This window comes from Streptomyces sp. NPDC018964, assembly GCF_044390325.1.
GTDB lineage: Bacteria > Actinomycetota > Actinomycetes > Streptomycetales > Streptomycetaceae > Streptomyces.
The window spans coordinates 1-19703 of record NZ_JBIRYZ010000022.1 but is presented as its reverse complement, the minus strand read 5'-3'; the positions used below and the strand labels follow the sequence as shown (position 1 = coordinate 19703).

General features: G+C 73.8%; 17 protein-coding genes. 9 read left to right on the top strand and 8 right to left on the bottom strand.

Annotated elements, in window-relative coordinates; translation table 11 throughout:
* Positions 1-37 precede the first annotated feature (37 nt).
* Positions 38-319, top strand: a complete 282-nt coding sequence (locus ACH5AO_RS28480) for a hypothetical protein (protein WP_398929535.1) — start codon at positions 38-40, stop codon at positions 317-319.
* Complete coding sequence (locus ACH5AO_RS28475) at positions 316-714, top strand: PIN domain-containing protein (RefSeq protein WP_398929533.1); 399 nt, start codon at positions 316-318, stop codon at positions 712-714. The genes ACH5AO_RS28480 and ACH5AO_RS28475 overlap by 4 nt, the downstream gene beginning before the upstream one ends.
* A gap of 10 nt (positions 715-724) precedes the next feature.
* Here the strand turns inward: ACH5AO_RS28475 and ACH5AO_RS28470 are convergent, their stop codons facing one another.
* The 3 genes from ACH5AO_RS28470 to ACH5AO_RS28460 form a co-directional block, all read right to left on the bottom strand.
* Positions 725-1297, bottom strand: coding sequence for a L,D-transpeptidase (locus ACH5AO_RS28470; RefSeq protein ID WP_398929531.1), 573 nt, complete (start codon positions 1295-1297; stop codon positions 725-727).
* A gap of 104 nt (positions 1298-1401) precedes the next feature.
* A complete protein-coding gene (locus ACH5AO_RS28465; protein ID WP_398929529.1) occupies positions 1402-3990 on the bottom strand; it encodes a bifunctional FO biosynthesis protein CofGH in 2589 nt (862 codons plus the stop codon).
* 55 nt (positions 3991-4045) lie between these two features.
* Positions 4046-4903 (bottom strand): TIGR03619 family F420-dependent LLM class oxidoreductase, encoded by an 858-nt coding sequence (locus tag ACH5AO_RS28460; RefSeq protein WP_398929527.1) that lies wholly within the window; start codon positions 4901-4903, stop codon positions 4046-4048.
* A gap of 317 nt (positions 4904-5220) precedes the next feature.
* Here ACH5AO_RS28460 and ACH5AO_RS28455 point away from each other — a divergent pair, with 317 nt between their 5' ends.
* Together ACH5AO_RS28455 and ACH5AO_RS28450 are read left to right on the top strand one after the other, a co-directional pair.
* Positions 5221-8178, top strand: a complete 2958-nt coding sequence (locus tag ACH5AO_RS28455) for an AfsR/SARP family transcriptional regulator (protein ID WP_398929525.1) — start codon at positions 5221-5223, stop codon at positions 8176-8178.
* A gap of 198 nt (positions 8179-8376) precedes the next feature.
* A complete protein-coding gene (locus tag ACH5AO_RS28450; RefSeq protein WP_398929523.1) occupies positions 8377-8577 on the top strand; it encodes a sigma-like protein in 201 nt (66 codons plus the stop codon).
* Between the two features lie 151 nt (positions 8578-8728).
* On the opposite strand, the gene ACH5AO_RS28445 is transcribed toward ACH5AO_RS28450, so the two are convergent.
* The 3 genes from ACH5AO_RS28445 to ACH5AO_RS28435 all read right to left on the bottom strand — a co-directional run bounded on the left by ACH5AO_RS28445 (position 8729) and on the right by ACH5AO_RS28435 (position 12735).
* Positions 8729-9253, bottom strand: coding sequence for a hypothetical protein (locus ACH5AO_RS28445; RefSeq protein ID WP_398929521.1), 525 nt, complete (start codon positions 9251-9253; stop codon positions 8729-8731).
* 192 nt (positions 9254-9445) lie between these two features.
* The gene (locus tag ACH5AO_RS28440) at positions 9446-11821 is read right to left on the bottom strand and encodes a PQQ-binding-like beta-propeller repeat protein (protein ID WP_398929519.1); all 2376 of its coding nucleotides are present in this window, start codon (positions 11819-11821) and stop codon (positions 9446-9448) included.
* A 182-nt stretch (positions 11822-12003) separates the two neighbouring features.
* Complete coding sequence (locus ACH5AO_RS28435; protein ID WP_398929517.1) at positions 12004-12735, bottom strand: VOC family protein; 732 nt, start codon at positions 12733-12735, stop codon at positions 12004-12006.
* Between the two features lie 134 nt (positions 12736-12869).
* Here ACH5AO_RS28435 and ACH5AO_RS28430 point away from each other — a divergent pair, with 134 nt between their 5' ends.
* The 3 genes from ACH5AO_RS28430 (at position 12870) to ACH5AO_RS28420 (ending at position 14877) form a co-directional block, all read left to right on the top strand.
* Positions 12870-13505: a TetR family transcriptional regulator gene (locus ACH5AO_RS28430; RefSeq protein ID WP_398929746.1), complete on the top strand. Its 636-nt coding sequence runs from the start codon at positions 12870-12872 to the stop codon at positions 13503-13505.
* A 253-nt stretch (positions 13506-13758) separates the two neighbouring features.
* Entirely contained in the window at positions 13759-14184 is a 426-nt protein-coding gene (locus ACH5AO_RS28425; RefSeq protein ID WP_398929516.1) for a pyridoxamine 5'-phosphate oxidase family protein, read from the top strand.
* Positions 14185-14211: 27 nt separating this feature from the next.
* Positions 14212-14877 carry a pyridoxal 5'-phosphate synthase gene (locus tag ACH5AO_RS28420; RefSeq protein WP_398929514.1) on the top strand — a complete coding sequence of 222 codons (666 nt, stop codon included), beginning with the start codon at positions 14212-14214 and terminating at the stop codon, positions 14875-14877.
* A gap of 126 nt (positions 14878-15003) precedes the next feature.
* On the opposite strand, the gene ACH5AO_RS28415 is transcribed toward ACH5AO_RS28420, so the two are convergent.
* Positions 15004-15615, bottom strand: coding sequence for a GNAT family N-acetyltransferase (locus ACH5AO_RS28415; RefSeq protein WP_398929512.1), 612 nt, complete (start codon positions 15613-15615; stop codon positions 15004-15006).
* Between the two features lie 102 nt (positions 15616-15717).
* Between ACH5AO_RS28415 and ACH5AO_RS28410 the strand changes: the two genes are divergently transcribed.
* Positions 15718-16929, top strand: coding sequence for a flavin-containing monooxygenase (locus ACH5AO_RS28410; RefSeq protein ID WP_398929510.1), 1212 nt, complete (start codon positions 15718-15720; stop codon positions 16927-16929).
* 135 nt (positions 16930-17064) lie between these two features.
* Here the strand turns inward: ACH5AO_RS28410 and ACH5AO_RS28405 are convergent, their stop codons facing one another.
* Positions 17065-18384: an MFS transporter gene (locus ACH5AO_RS28405; RefSeq protein ID WP_398929508.1), complete on the bottom strand. Its 1320-nt coding sequence runs from the start codon at positions 18382-18384 to the stop codon at positions 17065-17067.
* Positions 18385-18455: 71 nt separating this feature from the next.
* Between ACH5AO_RS28405 and ACH5AO_RS28400 the strand changes: the two genes are divergently transcribed.
* On the top strand, positions 18456-19496 hold the full coding sequence (locus tag ACH5AO_RS28400; protein ID WP_398929506.1) for a GlxA family transcriptional regulator: 1041 nt from the start codon (positions 18456-18458) through the stop codon (positions 19494-19496).
* Positions 19497-19703 lie beyond the last annotated feature (207 nt).

The window sequence follows — 19703 nt, the reverse complement described above, 5'->3', positions numbered from 1 at the left end:
ACCCCGCTTATGGCATTCACGATGCCATAATGGGGTCATGGCTGACGACGACACCGCGTTCCCTCCCGGCGACGGCCCCAGCAACGGCGTCTCCATCACCCTCACCGCCGGCACCCTGCAGGCGATCCGTGAACGGGTCGGCAAGCGGGGTGTCTCGGCGTACCTGGAGCGGGCGGCCCAACGGCAGATCGAGCGGGATCGGCTGGACGAGTTGATCGCCTCCTTCGAGGAGGTCCACGGGCCCGCGGACCCGGGCGCCGTGGCGGCCAAGCGCGCCCGGCTCACCGGGGAGGGTTCCGGGGCGGGGGCCGCCGCGTGAGCGGTGCGCTCGTCCTGGACAGTGAAGGGCTGGCCAAGGCCGTGCAGCGGGACCGTGAGGTGCACGAGTGGCTGACGGCCGCCCGGGAGGCGGATCTGCCGGTGATCACCTCCGCGGCGGTCCTGGTCGAGGTGATCCATCCGAGGATCGACCATGCCGCGCTGCGCCGGACGCTCTCGCGGCTGCGCGTGGAGCCGGTCACCCAGGCACTCGCGCAGTCCGCCGCCGCCCTGCTGCGTGCCGCCGGACTGCACGGCCACAAGTACGCCGTCGACGCCATGCTCTGCGCGACCGCCCTGCACCACCCGGGCAGGGTGACCGTCCTGACGTCCGACGTGGAGGACATCGGCCTGCTCACCGCCGCGCATCCGCGCGTGGTGGCCGAGAAGGTCTGAGTCCGCCCGGCTACTCGACGACCCGGACCGTCGTGCCCGCCGCGCCGAAGGTCCACAGGGCCCTGCCGTCGGACTTGCCGACGCGGATGCCGCCCGTCTGCGCGCCCGGGTCCGCGGGCGGAGGCGAGGAGCCGTCGACCGCGTTGGAGAAGGCGACGAAGACACCGGACTTCTGGGCGAAGTACATGATGTGCTCGACCGGGACGCCGTCGCTGCCGGTGGTGGCCTCGGTGCGCTTGCCGATCGTGTACGTGCCGGGGTCCGGGGTGACCGTGCCCGGCCAGACCGCGAAGGAGCGGCGGGGGGTGTCGCTGGCGTCGACCAGCCAGACCCGCTTCTGGTCGAGGGAGTAGACGATCCGGCGGCCGGTGCCCGAATCGTCCGGTACCGCCGCCGGCTTCTCCTTCTCCTTCTCCGGCTCGGCGGACGGTTTCGCGTCCGCCGTCGCCGACGCGCTCGGCCGGGTCGTGGCGGCGACGGGCTTCGTCCCCTGGTCGGCCTGGACGGCCAGGACCACCACCGCGGCAATGGCCCCCGTGGTCAGCCCGGTCACCCAGGCCCACGAAGGAAGACGGGCAGGCACCGGTACGCATCTCCTCAGCTACGGGTCCCGATCGAAGACCACGGCACCCGGTCGAACGCGGTTCGGATCATCCTACTGCCAGCGCCGGCGCTGTCCCGGCGCCCTCAGTCCAGCACCGGCAGCAGCTCCGGCAGGTGACCGTCCGACGCCTCCGCCGCACGACGGCGCTCCTCCGGCACCTCGCCGTACAGGGTGGTGCGGGGCTTCGCCGGGCGGCCCGCCGCCTCCGCGACCGCGATCAGGTCCTTGACCGACTTGTAGGAGCCGTACGACGAGCCCGCCATCCGCGAGATCGTCTCCTCCATCAGCGTGCCGCCCAGGTCGTTCGCGCCGGAGCGGAGCATCTCCGCCGCGCCCTCCGCGCCCAGTTTCACCCAGCTCGTCTGGATGTTCGGGATGTGCGGGTGGAGGAGGAGGCGGGCCATCGCCGTGACCGCGCGGTTGTCCCGGACCGTCGGCCCCGGGCGGGCGATGCCCGCCAGGTAGACGGGGGCGTTGGTGTGCACGAAGGGAAGCGTCACGAACTCCGTGAAGCCGCCGGTCCGCCGCTGGATGTCCGCCAGGGTCCGCAGGTGGCCCAGCCAGTGGCGGGGCTGGTCGACGTGGCCGTACATCATCGTCGAGGAGGAGCGGATGCCCAGCTCGTGGGCGGTCGTCACCACCTCGGTCCAGGTGGCCGCCGGCAGTTTGCCCTTGGTCAGGATCCAGCGGACCTCGTCGTCGAGGATCTCCGCCGCCGTGCCGGGGATGGTGTCCAGACCGGCCTCCTTCGCCGCCGTGAGCCACTCCCGGATCGACAGGCCGGTGCGGGTCGCGCCGTTGACGACCTCCATCGGGGAGAAGGCGTGCACGTGCATGCCGGGGACGCGCTCCTTCACGGCCCGCGCGATGTCGAAGTAGGCCGTGCCCGGCAGGTCCGGGTGGATGCCGCCCTGCATGCAGACCTCCACCGCGCCCACGTCCCACGCCTGCTGGGCGCGGTCGGCGACCTGCTCCAGCGAGAGCGTGTAGGCGTCCGCGTCGGTGCGGCGCTGCGCGAAGGCGCAGAAGCGGCAGCCGGTGTAGCAGACGTTGGTGAAGTTGATGTTGCGGGTGACGATGTACGTCACCTCGTCGCCGACCGCCGACTTGCGGACGTCGTCCGCCACCCGGCACAGCGCGTCCAGCGCCGGACCGTCCGCGTGCAGCAGCGCCAGCGCCTCCGCGTCCGTGAGCCGCGTCGGGTCGTCGGCCGCCGTGCGCAGGGCCTCGCGCACGTCGGTGTCGATGCGCTCGGGGACCATGCCGGGGGCGGCGGCCTCGCGCAGGGCGTCCCAGTCTCCGTAGACCTCGTCGAAGTCCTCGCGGCGGTCGCCCGTACGGCCCTCGGTGTCGATGGTGCGGTGCAGGTCGGTGCGGCCGGTCGCGGTGAACGCCTCGTCCGGTTCCTGCCAGGGCAGCCCCTCGGGGAGCGCGTCCGGGCGGGCGAGTCCCGTCTCCGGGTCGGCGAGCGCGGCCACGTGCGGGCGCAGCCGCGGGTCCAGCCAGGGCTCGCCGCGCCGCACGAACTCCGGGTAGACGCAGAGCCGTTCGCGCAGCTCGAAACCGGCCGCCCGGGAGTGCTCGGCCAGTTCCTCGATCTTCGGCCAGGGGCGCTCGGGGTTGACGTGGTCGATGGTGAGCGGGGAGACCCCGCCCCAGTCGTCGATCCCGGCCGCGATCAGCCGCCCGTACTCGGCGTCGACCAGGTTCGGCGGGGCCTGGAGGCAGGCGGACGGGCCGAGGAGCAGCCGGGCGACGGCGACCGTGGCGACCAGCTCGTCGAGTTCCGCGTCCGGCATGCCGCGCATCGCGGTGTCCGGCTTGGCGCGGAAGTTCTGGATGATCAGTTCCTGGATGCCGTGGTGGGCGCGGGAGATCTTCCGGAGGGCGAAGAGGGACTCGGCGCGCTCCTCGTGGGTCTCGCCGATGCCGATGAGGATGCCGGAGGTGAAGGGGACCGAGGAGCGGCCCGCGTCCTCGAGGACCCGCAGCCGCACGGCCGGCTCCTTGTCCGGGGAGCCGTGGTGGGGGCCGCCGGGCTCGGACCACAGGCGGGTCGCCGTCGTCTCCAGCATCATGCCCATCGACGGCGCGACCGGCTTGAGGCGCTGGAAGTCCGTCCAGGTCATGACGCCCGGGTTGAGGTGCGGGAGGAGTCCCGTCTCCTCCAGGATCCGGATGGAGATCGCTCGGACGTACGCGATCGTGTCGTCGTAGCCGTGCGCGTCGAGCCACTCGCGCGCCTCGGGCCAGCGGTCCTCGGGCTTGTCGCCGAGGGTGATGAGGGCTTCCTTACAGCCGAGCGCGGCGCCCTTGCGGGCGATGTCCAGCACCTCGTCCGGTGACATGAACATCCCGTGCCCGGCCCGGCGCAGCTTGCCGGGCACGGTGACGAACGTGCAGTAGTGGCACTTGTCCCGGCACAGCCGGGTCAGCGGAACGAAGACGCTCTTCGAGTACGTGATGACACCGGGCCGCCCCGCCGCCCGGAGCCCCGCGTCCCGCACCCGGGCGGCCGACGCGGACAGGTCCTGAAGGTGCTCTCCGCGCGCCTGGAGCAGGACCGCCGCCTCGGAGACGTCCAGGGAGACACCGTCCCGGGCGCGTCTGAGGGCGCGCCGCAGGGAGTTCTCGGTGGGGCCGCCGGTTCCGGTGGTCGCGGAAGTCGTCATTCTCTGAGCATACGTTCGGACTGTTCAGGTCCCCTGTCCGTCCTCACCGGGCCGCTCACCTCTCCCCGTCCACGAACGGCTGGAACGCGTCCAGCGCCCGCAGCACCTCCGCCTCCCCCGCCGGGGGCAGCTGCACCACGACCTCCCCGATGCCCAGCTCCGCGAAGTGGGCCAGCTTGCCCTCGCTGGGGCGCACGGCGTACGGCACGACCTGGAGGGCGCCGGGGTCGCGGCCCGCGGCGGCCCAGGCGGTGCGCAGTGCGGGCAGCGACTCCGTCAGGCCCCGCCCGCCGATCGGCAGCCAGCCGTCGGCGTACTCGCAGATGTGCGCGAACAGCTTCGGTCCCGCCGCCCCGCCGACCAGGGTGCGCGGCCCGATCACCGGCCCGCGCGGCTTCCGCACCGGCTTGGGGTACGCGAGGCTCGCCCGTACGCTCCCGAACTCCCCCTCGTACGCCGTCGGTTCCTCCGCCCACAGGGCCCGCATCAACCCCATCCGGTCCCGCACCAGCTCGCGCCGGGTCCGCCACCGCACCCCGTGGTCGGCGGCCTCCTCGACGTTCCAGCCGAAGCCGAGCCCCAGCGTGAACCGGCCGCCGGAGAGGTGGTCCAGGGTCGCGACCTGTTTCGCCAGGTCGATCGGGTCGTGCTGCGCGGCGAGCGTGATGCCGGTGCCGAGCCCCAGCCGCCCGGTGACGGCGGCGGCCTGCCCGAGCGCGACGAAGGGGTCGAGGGTGCGGCCGTACTCGCGGGGCAGTTCCCCGCCCGCCGGGTACGGGCTGGTCCGCTCGACGGGGATGTGCGTGTGCTCCGGCAGGTACAGCCCGGCGAACCCGCGCTGCTCCAGCTCACGGGCGAGCCGGACCGGGGTGATCGTCTCGTCGGTGAGGAAGATCGTGACGGCGATGCGCATGAGCGGCCTTTCGTACGCGGACGACGCCCCCATCCATACCCGTGCACGCCCCGTCTGTCCATACCGACCAGTCGGAACCCCCTTGTGACTCCCTCCCCTCCGCTCAGCAGTTCACCGCCCCGCCTCGGCGGCGCCGCCGTACGGGCCTTCGGTGCGGGGCCGCTGACGGTGCGGGTGGATCCGGCCGGTTGAGGACGAACTGTGTGGGCACCGTGACGGCCCGCCGTTCCCCGTGTGATCGCCGTCTCCCACGGCTGCCGCATCCGCCATGAACAAGGCAAACTGGCGTAGTTGCTCAGGATGCAGAGGGGGACTGTATGGACGGTGTGCCGCGGGGACCGGAGCAGCGGCGTTCCGGCTCCTCGACGGAGCCCGCGGCGCTGCGCTTCGGCGTGCTCGGCCCGGTGCGCGCCTGGCGCGACGACGAGCCCGTCACCACCGGCAGCCCGCAGCAACGAGCCCTGCTCGCCGCCCTGTTGCTGCGCGAGGGCCGTACGGCCACGGCGGCCGAACTCATCGACGCCCTGTGGGGCGAGGAACCCCCGTCCCAGGCGCTGGCCGCGGTGCGCACCTACGCCTCCCGGCTGCGGAAGGTGCTCGACCCCGGGGTGCTGGTCAGCGAGTCCGGCGGCTACGCGGTGCGCGGACTCGGCGAGGGCGCGCTGGACCTCGCGGCGGCCCAGGAACTGGCGGCGGAGGCGGAGAAGGCCCGCAACACCGGGGACCTGTGCCACGCGCGGGACGTGCTGAACCGGGCCCTGTCCCTGTGGGACGGCGAGACCCTGGCCGGAGTGCCGGGCCCCTACGCCGAGGCCCAGCGGGTCCGCCTGGAGGAATGGCGGCTCCAGCTCCTGGAATCCCGCCTGGACATGGACCTGGAGCAGGGCTGCCACGCGGAGGCCGTCTCGGAACTGACGGCCCTCACGGCGGCCCACCCCCTGCGGGAGCGGCTGCGCGAACTGCTGATGCTGGCGCTCTACCGCAGCGGCCGCCAGGCCGAGGCCCTCGCGGTGTACGCGGACACCCGCCGCCTCCTCGCCGACGAGCTGGGCGTCGACCCGCGCCCCGGCCTCCAGGGCCTCCAGCAGCGCATCCTCCGGGCCGACCCGGGCCTCGCGGAACCCTCCGCCCCCATGGCGGAACCGGTCGCGGTCTCCGTCCGCCCAGCCCAGCTCCCGGCGACGGTCCCGGACTTCACGGGCCGCGCGTCCTTCGTACGGGAGCTGAGCGACGTACTGGCGTCGGCGTCCGGCGACGAGGCCCGGGTGATGGCGGTGTCGGCGCTGGCCGGCATCGGGGGCGTCGGCAAGACGACACTGGCGGTCCACGTCGCCCACGCCGCGCGTGCCTCCTTCCCGGACGGGCAGCTGTACGTCGACCTCCAGGGCGCGGGCTCCCGGTCCGCGGAACCGGAGACGGTCCTCGGCGCCTTCCTGCGTGCCCTCGGCACGGCGGACTCGGCGATCCCGGACTCGCTGGAGGAGAGGGCGGCGCTGTACCGCTCCGTCCTGGACGGCCGCAAGGTGCTGGTCCTGCTGGACAACGCGCGGGACGCGGCACAGGTCAGACCCCTGCTGCCGGGGACGGCGGGCTGTGCGGCGCTGGTGACGTCGCGGGTGCGGATGGTGGACCTGGCCGGGGCGCACCTGATCGACCTGGACGTGATGTCCCCGGAGGAGGCACTGGCGCTCTTCACGAGGATCGTGGGCGAGGAGCGGGTCGCCTCGGAGCGCGAGGCAGCCCTGGACGTGGTGGCGGCGTGCGGCTTCCTGCCGCTGGCGATCCGCATCGCGGCGTCGCGGCTGGCGGCGAGGAGGACGTGGACGGTCTCGGCCCTGGCGGCGAAGCTCGCCGACGAACGCCGCCGCCTCGACGAACTCCAGGCGGGCGACCTGGCGGTGAAGGCGACGTTCGAGCTGGGCTACGGGCAACTGGAGCCCGCCCAGGCCCGCGCGTTCCGCCTGCTGGGCCTGGCGGACGGCCCCGACATCTCCCTCGCGGCGGCGGCGGCGGTCCTGGACCTGTCGGCGGAGGACACGGAGGACCTGCTGGAGTCCCTGGTGGACACGTCCCTGCTGGAATCGGCGGCGCCCGGACGGTACCGGTTCCACGATCTGGTACGACTCTACGCGCGTGCCTGCGCGGAGAGGGACGAGCAGCCGCCGAGCGAGCGGGAGGCGGCGATGTCCCGCCTGCTGGACTTCTACCTGGCCACGGCGGCGGGGGTGTACGCGATCGAGCGGCCGGGGGACCGGACGGTGGATCACCTTGAACCCACCCGGTTCCCGGGGATGGAGTTCAGCAACGACATGAACGCGCTGGACTGGCTCCACTCCGAGTCCGCCTGCATCCTGGCGTGCGTCCGGCAGTCCCTGAGGCCGAACACCTTGCGCCGTGCGGTCGACCTCCTGCTGGCCGCGAAGGACCTGGCGGAGTCGGGGGCGAGTTCACTGAGCTACGAGGCGGCCGCGTTCGCCGCGCGGGACGCCACGGCGGGAGCGGGTGACGCTCATGCGGAAGGGCGCGCGCGCACGACACTGGCCCAAGTCCTCAGCCGGGCCGGGCGCTTCGACGAAGCGGGGGTGGAGGCCGCGTGCGCCATCGAACTCGGAAACCGGACCGGAGACCCCTGGACGCGAGGCAACGCCCACAACGAGCAGGGCATCATCGCCAATTGCCGCAACGAGCGCGCCGTCAGTGAGGCCCACCTCCTCGAGGCCATCAGGGCGTTCCGGTCCGACGGGAACCGGCCCGGCGAGGCGAGCGCGCTCTGCAACCTCTCGCGTGTCCTCGTGTCCGTGGGGCGCACCGCCTCGGGGATCGACCTGGTCCGCCAGGGAATCACGATCTACGACGAGCTGGGCCTGACCTTCCGGCTGGCCAACGCCCGCTACGCGCTCGGCATCGCACTGAGCCACGCGGCCCGTGAGGCCGAGGCGCTGAGCGAGCTCTCCACGGCGCTCGAGACCTTCGTGGAGAACCGCCAGCGCCTGTGGGAAGGGGCGACGCACTTCCGCATCGCCCAGGTCCATCTCTCGGCCCACCGTCCGGCTCAGGCGGCGCAGCACGCCGAACAGGCCTTGAAGACGGGGAGCATGGGCGGGGACTGGATGCGCGCCAATATCCTGACGCTGCTCGGACGCTCGCTGAGCGCCCTCGATCAGATCGATCGCGCGCGAGCCTGCTGGCAGGACGCCCTGACCATCTACGAGAAGTCCGAGGCGCCCGAGGCGACCGAACTGCGAAGCCTCCTCCGGCCTGTCGAAGCGGCCTGAGCCGGCGGCGTTCATCGAACGTTTATGAGTGACTGCGATTCTCAATGCATCGATCCGTCGCGTCGGGGGGCAGACGGGTCGCCGGGGACTCCACCTCCAGGGTGAGCCACCCCACACGCCTGTTCGGCGGCCCGCGGGGGAGCCGCCGAACAGGCGTCTCCGTCCGCCGCTCCGCCGATCTCATGGGGGTCAATCGCTATGAGCAACACCGCCGACAGCAACGAAGAAGTGCAGAACGACGCGATCACGACGCTCGACAGCCACATGCCGGCCCCGCCGAAGGACGGCACGGCCACGACTCAGGACAGCCACATGCCGTCTCCCCCGAAGGACGAGCCGATCACCACGCTCGACAGCCACATGCCGGCCCCGCCGGCCCTGGACCTCGACGGCAAGTAGCCGTCATTCGCACACGGGGGATCGGCCGCGGCGGCGCGGAGGGGGAGCCGCCGCGGCCGACGTGTGTCCGCACGGTTCCCCGATCGGCCGCGGAAGCACGACACCGCCGAAGGGGCGAGTGGCCCGACGGCCACCGATGCGCCCCGCCAGGTCAGGCGGCCGCCGGGGCGTACGTCTCCGGTGCGCACTCGGCGACCTGGGCCACGTCCGCGTCGGTGCCCACGTCCACCTTGGCCGACACCGTCTCGCCGGCCGGCACGGTGACGTCCTGGGAGCGGGTGGTGACCTCCGTGCCGGTCGTGTCCTCGAAGACCACGGTGACGGTGAAGACGCCGTCCGTGGCGTTCGGGTTGGTGACCTCGACCGTGGCGTACGGGGACGTCTCCGAGGCGCAGGTCACCAGTTCCACCGTGGCGTCCCGCACGGACGCGGACGCGTCCGCGCTTCCGCCGCCCGAGGTGTCGTAGTCGTCGTCATCGTCGTCGTAGTGATCGCGGTGCGAGCCGCCCCCCGAGCTCGACGACGAGTCGTGGTTCTGGTCGGAGCTACTGCATCCGCCGCCGTCCCCGTCGCCGCTGCTTCCGCCGTGGCCCCGGCCGGTCGAGAAACCGGTGAGGGCGAGGACGACGAGCGCCGAGACCGCTGTGAGCCTGAGTGTGTTCCCCCGGGAATTCATGGCCGTCAGGCTATCGACTCCCATGTCACGGGCATGTCACCGTCTGGCGACCGTCGCGTACCCGGCGTAGCGTCTGCGGTGGGAGCGACGGCAGCCGCTCCCCGCAGCGACGGCCGCCGTCCGACACCCCTTCCGTACGACCCGGTACGACGGCCGTCCGCGGCACGCCACCCCCGGGCGGGCGCCCGCGGCCTACGCCGTCCGCGCCGTGCCCGTCCCCTTCTCCGCGTCCAGCGCGTACACGCAGCGGTCCTTGCTGCACGCGTACACCACGCCGTCCCGGACCACCGGGGAGCCGGTGATCTCGCCGCCGGTCGCCAGCTTCCACCTCAGGCGGCCGTCGTCGGCCTTCAGGGTGTAGAGCAGGTGGTCGCTGGAGCCGAAGTGGATCCGGCCCTCGGCGACCGCGGGGGCGCCCACGATCTCGCCGCCGGACTGGAAGCGCCACTTGGGCGTGCCGGTGACCGCGTCCAGGGTGTACAGGCCCTTGCCGCTGCCCACGTGGACGTGGCCGGCGGCGACCAGGACCGGTTCGACGGAGGCGCGGGACTCGGTGGCGATGCGCCAGCGGTCGCGGCCGTCGGTGGCGTCGAGGGCGTAGACCGTGCCGAGGTAGTCGGCGAGGTAGAGGCCGCCGCCGGTGACCGCCGGGCCGGGGACGAAGGCGGGCGGGGCGAGGAAGACCGCCGGGGCCTCGAAGTGCCAGCGGACGTGGCCGGTGGTGATCTCCAGGGCGAGGACGCGGGTGCCGGCGCAGACGTAGACGTAGCCGTCGGGGGCGTGCGTCACACGGACCGGCACGCCGCCGCAGGAGGCCGCGTCGCCGATGGGGTACGACCAGCGCTCGTCGCCGGTGCGGGCGTCGAGGGCGCGCAGGCGGGCGTCCTGCCAGACATAGACCGTGCCCTCGTGGAGGGCGGGGCCGGCCTCGGGGGACTCGAAGTCGGTCTGGCAGCCGGTGACCTCCCACAGCTTCTGGCCGGTGGACGCCTCCCACGCCTGGACGCCGCCGCCGCGCGTGCCGGTGACGACGGTGCCGCGGTCGGCCTTGAGGGAGTACACCCAGGCGTCGGTGGACAGCCGCCACAGGTCGCCGCCCTCGCGGGCCTCCAGGGCGTAGAGGGTGGGCCCGTCGGAGGCGTGGATACGGCCGTCGGCGACCGTCATCGACCAGGCCACGTCGCGGGTCTTGAAGCGGCGCCGGCCGGTGGCGACGTCGAGGGCGTGCACCTCGAAGGAGGTGACGTAGACGAGGTCGCCGTCGACGGCCGGGGTGCCCCAGACGTCGTTGGACATGCGGAAGCGCCACGGGCGCCAGCCGCCGGGGTGCTCCGGCGGCGCGGCGGGCGCCGCGGGCGCCGGTACGGCCGGGTCGGCGCCGTTGACGCCGGGGCGGGGCTTGGACCAGGTGGCGGCCAGGGCGGCGGCCGGCGGGGGCACCTTGGCGGCGGCCGCGCGCGTGTCGGCGACGCGCGGGCCGGGCCCGATGGGCACCGCCGCGCCCACCAGCCGTACGGGGCCGGTGTCGGGGGCGCCCGCGGGGGCGCCCACCGGCGCGGGCACGGAGGGGGGCGGCGGCGGGACGACCGGGTCGTGCGGGGGCGGCGGAGGGACGTGGGGGCGGGCCCCGCCGCCGCTGCGGCCGGTTCCGTGCGCGGGCCGGACCACCGTCCGGCCGCCCCGCCGCGTCTCGATCAGGCTGACCGCCCGCTCGGGCAGCCACGCCGACGCCGTACCGCTGTCGTCGGAGCCGGAGCCGAACAGGTGCGGGGCGAGCTGGGCCTGGAGGTCGGCCGGGTTGGGCCGGGCCGTCGCGTCCATCTGCATGCAGGCCTCGATGAGCGGGCGCAGCTCGTCCGGGAGCCCTTCGAGGTCCGGGCCCTCGCGCAGCAGCATGAAGACGGTCTCGACGGGGTTGGCGCCGTGGAACGGAGGATGTCCCGTGGCGGCGAAGACCAGCATCGAGCCCAGCGAGAACACGTCGCTCGCGCCGGTGACGCTGCGGGAGTCCTTGGCCTGCTCCGGGGACATGTAGGCGGGCGTGCCGACGGCGACGTTCGTCATCGTCAGGCGGGTGTTCGAGACGCCGGAGGCGATGCCGAAGTCGATCACCCGGGGTCCGTCCTCGACGACGAGGACGTTGGAGGGCTTCAGGTCGCGGTGGACCAGCCCGGCGCCGTGGATCGACTGGAGCGCCTCCGCGACGCCCGCCGCGAGCCAGCGCACCGCCTGGGCCGGGAGCGGCCCGCACTCGTTCACTATCTCCTCGAGGGAGGGCGCGGGCACGTACGCGGTGGCCAGCCAGGGCACGGCGGCGCGCGGATCGGCGTCCACGACGGCCGCCGTGTAGAAACCGGAGACCGCGCGGGCCGCCTCGACCTCGCGCGTGAAGCGGACCCGGAACAGCTGGTCCTCGGCCAGTTCGGTCCGGACCGTCTTGATCGCCACCCGCCGGCCGGACGCCGAGCGCGCGAGATAGACCAGCCCCATGCCGCCGGCTCCCAGCCGTCCCAGCACCTCGAACGGCCCGATACGCCGCGGATCGTGCTGCGTCAGCTGATCCACCACTTGCCTGCCACCTCCCCGTACGAGTCGCGCCACCACCTGTGCCCGCGACCGTAGTGCAGCGTCTCACCACCGCACCGCCGTGGCGGCACGCCCCCCGATTCTTCCTGTCCGCGCGCCCGGTTGCGAACCGGCCGACAAATAGGGTGTCCAGGTTTTCATACGACACAGGTGGTGGAAACGACTCAGCGGCGCAGCAGCGCGAAGGACGCCCCCTGGTCGTCGGTGACCACGGCCACCGTGCCGTAGGACGTCCCGAAGGGCGGAACCTGGACCCGGCCGCCGAGCCGGACCACCTCCTGCAGGGCGGCCCCGGGGTCCTCGACGGCGAAGTGGACGAGGAAGTGCGGCGGCATCTCGGCGGGGAAGACGTCGGAGACCGGCGCGCGGCCGAATCCGGGGTCGGCGTCCGGGCCGAACAGGGCGTCGTGGAAGAGGCCGCCGTAGAAGGCGTCGGCCGCCCGTGTGTCCCGCGTGTACAGCTGCACCCAGGCGAAGGTGCCCGGCTCGTACCGACGCCCGAAGCCGGGGGTCTCCGCGCCCTGCCAGAGGGAGAAGACCGCCCCCTCGGGGTCGGTGACGAGCGCGGTGACGCCCAGGCCGCCGAAGGGCCCCGGCGGGGAGACGACCCGCCCGCCGGCCGCGTGGATCCGCCGGCACAGCGCCCCGGCGTCCGGGGTGGCGAAGGAGACCGTCCACACGGTGGGCAGCCGGCCGTCCGCCTTGTGCGCGAGGGAGGCGACGGGGTCGCCGTCCTTCAACGCCCGTACGGTTCCCTGCGGCTGGTCCTCGAAGGTCCACCCGAAGAGCTCGCCGTAGAACCGTTTGCCCGCCTCCACGTCGGGCAGCTGCGCGTCCGCCCAGCAGGGGGTGCCCTCCGTGTACCGCGCGTACCGCGACGCCCTGTTTTCGGCCATGCCGCCAAAGTAACCGCGTCGCCCGCAGGCCGCAGACCAGGCGCACCAGCCCTCACGGACCCGCACACCCCATTTGCAGTCGGCCGAATCGCGCTCGGATCACCCGTCGGTAAGCTGACGGCATGACAGGACAAGTGCGTACCGTCGACGGCCGCGTGGCCGGCCGGCGCGGGCAGGCGACCCGGCAGAAACTGCTCGACTGCCTCAGCGAGATGCTCAGCTCCTCCCCCTACCGGGACGTCAAGGTCATCGATGTCGCACGGAAGGCGGGCACCTCGCCCGCGACCTTCTACCAGTACTTCCCTGACGTCGAGGGCGCCGTCCTGGAGATCGCCGAGCGCATGGCCGCCGAGAGCGCCGGGCTGGGCGAGCTGCTGGAGGGGCGCTCCTGGACGGGGAAGGCCGGCTGGCGGACGGCGCAGGAACTCGTCGACGGTTTCCTGGAGTTCTGGCGGGAGAACGAGGCGATCCTGCGGGTCGTGGACCTCGGCGCGGCCGAGGGGGATAAACGTTTCTACAAAATCCGCATGAAGATCCTGAACTCCGTGAACGCCTCGCTGGCGGACTCCGTCGCCGAGCTGCAGGCCAAGGGGCGGATCGACAAGGACGTGAACCCCGCGGCGGTCGCCGGCTCCCTGGTGGCCATGCTCGCGGCCGTCGCCTCCCACCAGAAAGGTTTCTCCTCCTGGGGGGTGAAGCAGGCGGAACTCAAACCGAACCTCGCCCTGCTGGTGCACCTGGGGGTCACCGGCAAGAAGCCGGCGAAGTAGGCGAAGCAGGCACCCGGCGGTCCGCACCGGTGCACGGCCCCCCAAGTCCTGTCAGACGGGCGGCGGTTCACTCCGGTGGACCGCCGCCGTCGCTTTTCGCGCGGTACGGAGGAACGGGGGAGGGACAACAGGGAACAAGGCTCCCTCCGCCCGGTGTTGTGCACCGGTGAGCCGACCGCAGGCCCGAGCGACCCCGAACGACCCCGAGTGACCGAGTGGACGTCCGACGCGCACGCCGCAGGAGGAACCCGCGATGGCCCTGACCCGTGAAGAGCGCGAACAGTTCCTGGCCGAGCCGCACATCGCGGCGCTGGCGGTCGACGCGGGAGGCGGCCGCGCCCCGCTCACCGTGCCGATCTGGTACCAGTACGCGCCCGGCGGCGACGTGTGGATCATGACCGGCCCGGACTCGCGCAAGAACCGGCTGATCGGCGCGGCGGGACGGTTCTCGCTCATGGTCGACCGCGTCGAACCCACCATCCGTTACGTCTCGGTCGAGGGGCCGGTGCTCGACACCACCCCGGCCACGGTCGAGCAGCTGCGGGAGCTCTCCGCACGCTACCTGCCGGCCGACAAGGTCGAGGGGTACGTCGACTTCGCCTGGAAGAACCACGGCGAGCAGGTCGTCGTGCGGATGCGGCCCGAGCGGTGGGTGTCGTCGGACCTCGGATCGGTGTGAGCCCGCCGGACACCCGACAATCGGCCCATGGAACCCGATCTCCACGAGCTGCTGAGGTCACTGCGGGTGTGGGATCCGCAGGTCACCGACCTGCCGGCCTTCGACCCGGCCGCCGCGCCCGCCGAGCCGCTGCCGCTGTTCACGCGGTGGTTCGCCGAGGTTGTGGCGGCCGGTCAGGCCGAGCCGCACACCATGTCCCTGGCCACGGCGGACGCGCACGGACTGCCGGACGTACGGATCGTGATGCTGCACGGCGCGGACGACGACGGCTGGTCCTTCGCCACCCACGCGCACAGCCGCAAGGGCGGCCACCTCGCCGCGCGCCCGTACGCCGCGCTGGCCTTCTACTGGCCGGTGCTGGGCCGCCAGGTGCGGGTGCGCGGGCCCGTCGCGGCGGCCCCGGCCGAGGAGGCGCGGGCAGACCTGCGCGCCCGCTCCACCGGGGCGCTGGCCGCCGCGCTGACCGGCAGGCAGAGCGAGGCCCTCGGGTCGCCGGAGGACCTGGCACGGGCCTCGGAGGCGGCGTGGGAGCAGGCACGGCACGCACCGGACACCCCGGTCCCGTCCTGGACCCTGTACCGGCTGCGGGCGGACGAGGTGGAGTTCTTCCAGGGCGAGGCCCGACGACGGCACGTACGGCTCCGCTACCGGCGCGGGACGAAGGGCTGGGTCAGGGAGTCCCTGTGGCCGTGAGGACGGGCTCCGGGTCCGTGGCGAGGCGGGCGTGCGCGGAGGAACGTCACGGAACGCACCACGCCCCCCGGCCCCGACAACGGCACGTACCACCACTCCCGCACCGACGACGAACCCACAGCCGGATCACGGAACCACCGCGGCCGTGAGGACGGGCTCCGGGTCCGTGGCGAGGCGGGCGTGCAGGTGGGCGTCGCGGAACGCGTCGTGGCGGCCGGCTTCGAAGAGCGCGCCGCGCATGGTGCCCTCGTGGCGGAACCCGCAGCGCCCGGCGACCCGGCAGGACGCCTCGTGCCCGACGGCGTGGTCCAGCTCCAGCCGGTGCAGGCCGAGTCCGGTGAACGCCCAGCGCGAGGCGAGCAGCAGCGCCCGGGTGGCGACGCCCCGGCCGCGCGCCTCGGGGAGCACCCAGTAGCCGACCAGGCCGCGCCGCATGACGGGGTGGATCTCGTTGACGCCGATGTGCCCCAGGACCGTACCGCTGCGGGCGTCGGTGATCCGGAAGGACGCCCCCGTGCCGTCCGCGTCGCGCAGCGCGCCCCGGCGCAGTGACTCCCGGGCGCCGTCCGCGTCCGTGACCGGCCGGAGCGGGGTGTTCCAGCGCTGGAACTCCGGGTCCGTGAGGCCGCGTAACCAGGCGTCCACGTCCGCCGGGGACTCGGGGTCCCAGGGACGGAGGCACAGGCCGTGGCCGTGAAGCTCGGGAAGGGGCTGGATGGGACCGGATGAGGAAGGCATGGGGACATTCAAGCCCGCGATCCCCGCAGACGTGATCAATCCGCAACCAATTCCGGTCTTGACCGATACCCATCAACCAGGGGTGTGATTACGCTCGCGCTCATGGCCGACTCCCCCGACTCCCGCCCCTCCATCTCCGCGCGGCCCACCGCGCCGAACCGGGGGGACCGCCCCGTCTACGTCATCGGCGGCGGCCCGGGCGGACTCGCCGTCGCGTACGCCCTGCGCACCCGGGGGATACGGGCCGTCGTCCTGGAGCGGTCCGGCCGCGTGGGGGACTCCTGGCGGCGCCACTACGACCGGCTGCGCCTGCACACCACCCGCCGCCTCTCCGCGCTGCCCGGGCTGCCGATGCCGCGCCGGTTCGGGCGGTGGCCGGCCCGGGACGACGTGGTCCGGTACCTGGAGAAGTACGCCGAGCACCACCGGCTGGAGATCGTCACCGGGGTCGAGGTCTCCCGGGTCGAGCGCACCCCCGACGGCACCGGCTGGCTGCTGCACGCCACCGGGGGCCGCGAGCTGACCGGCGCGGCGGTCGTCGTCGCCACGGGCTTCAACCACACGCCCCGCGTCCCCGACTGGCCCGGCCGGGACACGTACACCGGCGAGTTCCTGCACGCCTGCGAGTACCGGGACGCGAAGCCCTTCGCCGGCCGGGACGTGCTCGTCGTGGGCGTCGGCAACACGGGGGCCGAGATCGCCGTGGACCTGGTGGAGGGGGGCGCCTCCCGGGTGCGGCTGGCCGTGCGCACCCCTCCGCACATCGTGCGCCGCTCGACCGCGGGCTGGCCCGCGCAGTACTCGGGCGTCCTGGTGCGCCGGCTGCCGGTCGGCCTCGTCGACCGGCTGTGCCGGGTCCAGGCGAGGGTGGCGCTGCCGGACCTGTCGGCCCGGGGACTCCCGCGTCCCGGCTCCGGTCTGTACAGCAGGGTGCTGGAGGGGGCCATCCCCGTGCAGGACGCCGGCCTCGTCGACGCCGTGCGCACGGGGGCGGTGGAGGTCGTGGCCGCGGTGGAGGGGTTCGAGGGGGGCGAGGTCGTCCTGGCGGACGGCGGCCGCATCGGCCCGGACGCGGTCGTGGCGGCCACCGGATACGTGCGCGGCCTGGAGGGTCTGGTCGGCGGGCTCGGCGTTCTCGACGACCGCGGCAGACCGGTCGTCCACGGCGCCCGCACCCCGTCCGGCGCGCCCGGCCTCTACTTCACGGGGTTCACCAATCCGATCAGCGGCAACCTCCGCGAACTGGCGCTGGACGCGCAGCGCATAGCGAAGGCCGTCTCCCGCGCGGGAGGGGTTTCCCGGCTCCCCTCATAGCCGCGGGCGGCCGTGCCTCCCCAGTGCCTCGATGGCGACGGGGGTCTCCCTCACGGGGGAGAAACGGAGAAGGGGGAGGCACCCCTCCGACGCCGGGCCGCGCGACCACCCCCGCCCGGCCTCGACCCCGACCCCTCAGGCGGCCGCCGTCGCAGGAGGAGCCCCCGCCCGCCGCCGGATCACCAGCGCCATCAGCGCCGCCGCCGCGCACAGCGCCCCCGACGCGATCCAGACCACGTCGTACGACCCGAACCTGTCCCGCGCGGCACCCCCGAGGAAGGCGACGACCGCCGCGCCCACCTGGTGCGAGGCGAGCACCCAGCCGAACACGATCGGGCTGTCCTCGCCGTAGTGCTCCCGGCACAGGGCGAGCGTCGGCGGCACGGTGGCCACCCAGTCCAGCCCGTAGAAGACGATGAAGAACAGCATCGGCGGGTGCACGTCCGGTGCCAGCAGGATCGGAAGGAACAGCAGCGAGATCCCCCGCAGCGCGTAGTACACCGCGAGCAGCCGCCGCGCGTCGAAGCGGTCCGTGAACCATCCGGAGGCCACCGTCCCGACGACGTCGAAGACGCCGATGACGGCCAGCAGGGACGCCGCGGTCGTGACCGGCATGCCGTGGTCGTGGGAGGCGGGCACGAAGTGGGTCTGGATCAGTCCGTTGGTCGAGGCGCCGCAGATCGCGAAGGATCCGGCGAGCAGCCAGAACGGCCCCGTCCGCACCGCCGAGGAGAGCACGGTCAGCGCACGCCGGGCGGCGCCGGGAACGGGTGCCGGCTTGGGGACGAACTCCTTGGCGCCGTACGGCCTCTGGCCCACGTCGGCCGGATGGTCGTGCAGCAGCAGCCAGACGAACGGGACCACCGCGAGCGCGGCGAGCGCCACGGTGACGGCCGCCGGGCGCCATTCGTGCCGGGTGACGATCCAGGACAGCAGGGGCAGGAAGATCAGCTGCCCGGAGGCGGACGCGGCGGTGAGGATGCCGCTGACCAGGCCCCGGCGCTCGGTGAACCAGCGGTTGGTGACGGTCGCGGCGAAGGCCAGCGCCATGGAACCGGAGCCGAGCCCCACCAGCAGGCCCCAGCACAGCAGCAGTTGCCAGGGTGCCGTCATCCACACCGTCAGGCCCGAGCCGAGCGCGATCACGCCGAGGGCGGCCGCGACCACCTTGCGGATGCCGTAGCGGTCCATCAGCGCCGCCGCGAACGGCGCGGTGAGGCCGTACAGCGCGAGGTTCACGGAGACCGCCGCGCCGATGGTGCCGCGCGACCAGCCGAACTCGTCGTGCAGCGGGTCGATGAACAGGCCCGGTACGGAGCGGAAGGCGGCGGCACCGATGATCGTCACGAAGGTGACGGCGGCGACGAACCACGCGCGGTGCACACGGGCGCGGGTCGGCTTCGGGCCGCTCGCGGGCGGCTCCACGACGGCGGCTGTCTCGCTTGTCCAGGTCACGCCATAGAGCTTCCGTGTTCGGTTCCGCCGCAGCGAGTGGCCCGGAGGACAGCCTTCGCTAGGATCGGGCCATGGATCCGGTCGAGCCCCCGCACGCGTCCGCCGGCTTCCGGCCGCACCGCGTCGTCGTCCTCGCCCTCGACGGGCTGCTCCCCTTCGAGCTGGGCATCCCGCACCGCATCTTCGGCCGCCCGAAGGACGGGCAGGGCCGCCACTTGTACGAGGTGGTCACCTGCTCGGTGCGGCCGCCCGGGCCGGTGGAGACCGACGCCGACTTCGCCGTCCACGTCGCCCACGGCCCCGAGGCCCTCGCCACCGCCGACACGGTGATCGTCCCGGCGTCCTATGAGCTCGGCCCGGTGTTCGAGCGGGGCGAGCTGACCGACGAGCTGGCCGCCGCCCTCGCCCGCATCCGCCCCGGCACCCGGCTCGCCTCCATCTGCACCGGCGTGTACGTCCTCGCCGCCGCCGGGTACCTGGACGGACGGCCCGCCACCACCCACTGGGCCGACGCCGAGCGCTTCCAGCGGCTGTTCCCGCGGATCGACGTCGACCCGGACGTGCTGTTCGTCGACGACGGCTCCGTCCTGACCTCGGCGGGCGTCGCGGCCGGGATCGACCTGTGCCTGCACATGGTGCGGCGCGACCACGGCGCCGCCGTGGCCAACGAGGTGGCCCGCCGTACGGTCGTACCGCCGCACCGGGACGGCGGGCAGGCGCAGTACATCGAGCGGCCGGTGCCCGATCCGCGGCAGTCCTCCACGAGCGGTGCCCGCGCGTGGGCGCTGGGCCGGCTGCACGAGCCGATCCAGTTGCGCGACATGGCCGCGCGGGAGGCGATGTCGGTCCGCACCTTCACGCGCCGCTTCCGGGAGGAGTCCGGGGTCAGTCCGGGGCAGTGGCTGACCCGGCAGCGGGTGGAGCGGGCCCGGCAGCTGCTGGAGTCCACCGACCTGTCCGTGGACCAGGTGGCCCGCGACGCCGGTTTCGGCACGGCCCAGTCGATGCGGCAGCACCTCCAGGCGGCGCTGGGGGTGACGCCGACCGCGTACCGGCGGACCTTCCGGGCCGGTGGACGGCGGCCGGGGGCGGTCGCGCCGGCCGAGGGGTGAGCGGGAGGCCTCCCCGGGCCGTGCGGGAACCGGCTGTTCCCGCCGACGGTGGCGGGGGGGGGGGGGGGGCCCCCCCCCCCCCCCCCCCCCCCCCCCCCGGCCCCCCCCCCCCCCCCCCCCCCCCCCCCCCCCCCCGGGCCCCCCCCCCCCCGCCCCCCCCCCCCCCCCCCCCCCCCCCCCCCCCCCCCCCGCCCCCCCCCCCCCCCC

Bases quoted from the DNA above. Each gene is read 5' to 3' on its own strand.
- ACH5AO_RS28425 (WP_398929516.1), top strand. From the start codon at position 13,759: ATGGCCCTGACCCGTGAAGAGCGCGAACAGTTCCTGGCCGAGCCGCAC.
- ACH5AO_RS28410 (WP_398929510.1), top strand. From the start codon at position 15,718: ATGGCCGACTCCCCCGACTCCCGCCCCTCCATCTCCGCGCGGCCCACC.
- ACH5AO_RS28445 (WP_398929521.1), bottom strand. From the start codon at position 9,253: ATGAATTCCCGGGGGAACACACTCAGGCTCACAGCGGTCTCGGCGCTC.
- ACH5AO_RS28465 (WP_398929529.1), bottom strand. From the start codon at position 3,990: ATGACGACTTCCGCGACCACCGGAACCGGCGGCCCCACCGAGAACTCC.
- ACH5AO_RS28460 (WP_398929527.1), bottom strand. From the start codon at position 4,903: ATGCGCATCGCCGTCACGATCTTCCTCACCGACGAGACGATCACCCCG.
- ACH5AO_RS28450 (WP_398929523.1), top strand. From the start codon at position 8,377: ATGAGCAACACCGCCGACAGCAACGAAGAAGTGCAGAACGACGCGATC.
- ACH5AO_RS28400 (WP_398929506.1), top strand. From the start codon at position 18,456: ATGGATCCGGTCGAGCCCCCGCACGCGTCCGCCGGCTTCCGGCCGCAC.
- ACH5AO_RS28415 (WP_398929512.1), bottom strand. From the start codon at position 15,615: ATGCCTTCCTCATCCGGTCCCATCCAGCCCCTTCCCGAGCTTCACGGC.
- ACH5AO_RS28420 (WP_398929514.1), top strand. From the start codon at position 14,212: ATGGAACCCGATCTCCACGAGCTGCTGAGGTCACTGCGGGTGTGGGAT.
- ACH5AO_RS28455 (WP_398929525.1), top strand. From the start codon at position 5,221: ATGGACGGTGTGCCGCGGGGACCGGAGCAGCGGCGTTCCGGCTCCTCG.
- ACH5AO_RS28435 (WP_398929517.1), bottom strand. From the start codon at position 12,735: ATGGCCGAAAACAGGGCGTCGCGGTACGCGCGGTACACGGAGGGCACC.
- ACH5AO_RS28480 (WP_398929535.1), top strand. From the start codon at position 38: ATGGCTGACGACGACACCGCGTTCCCTCCCGGCGACGGCCCCAGCAAC.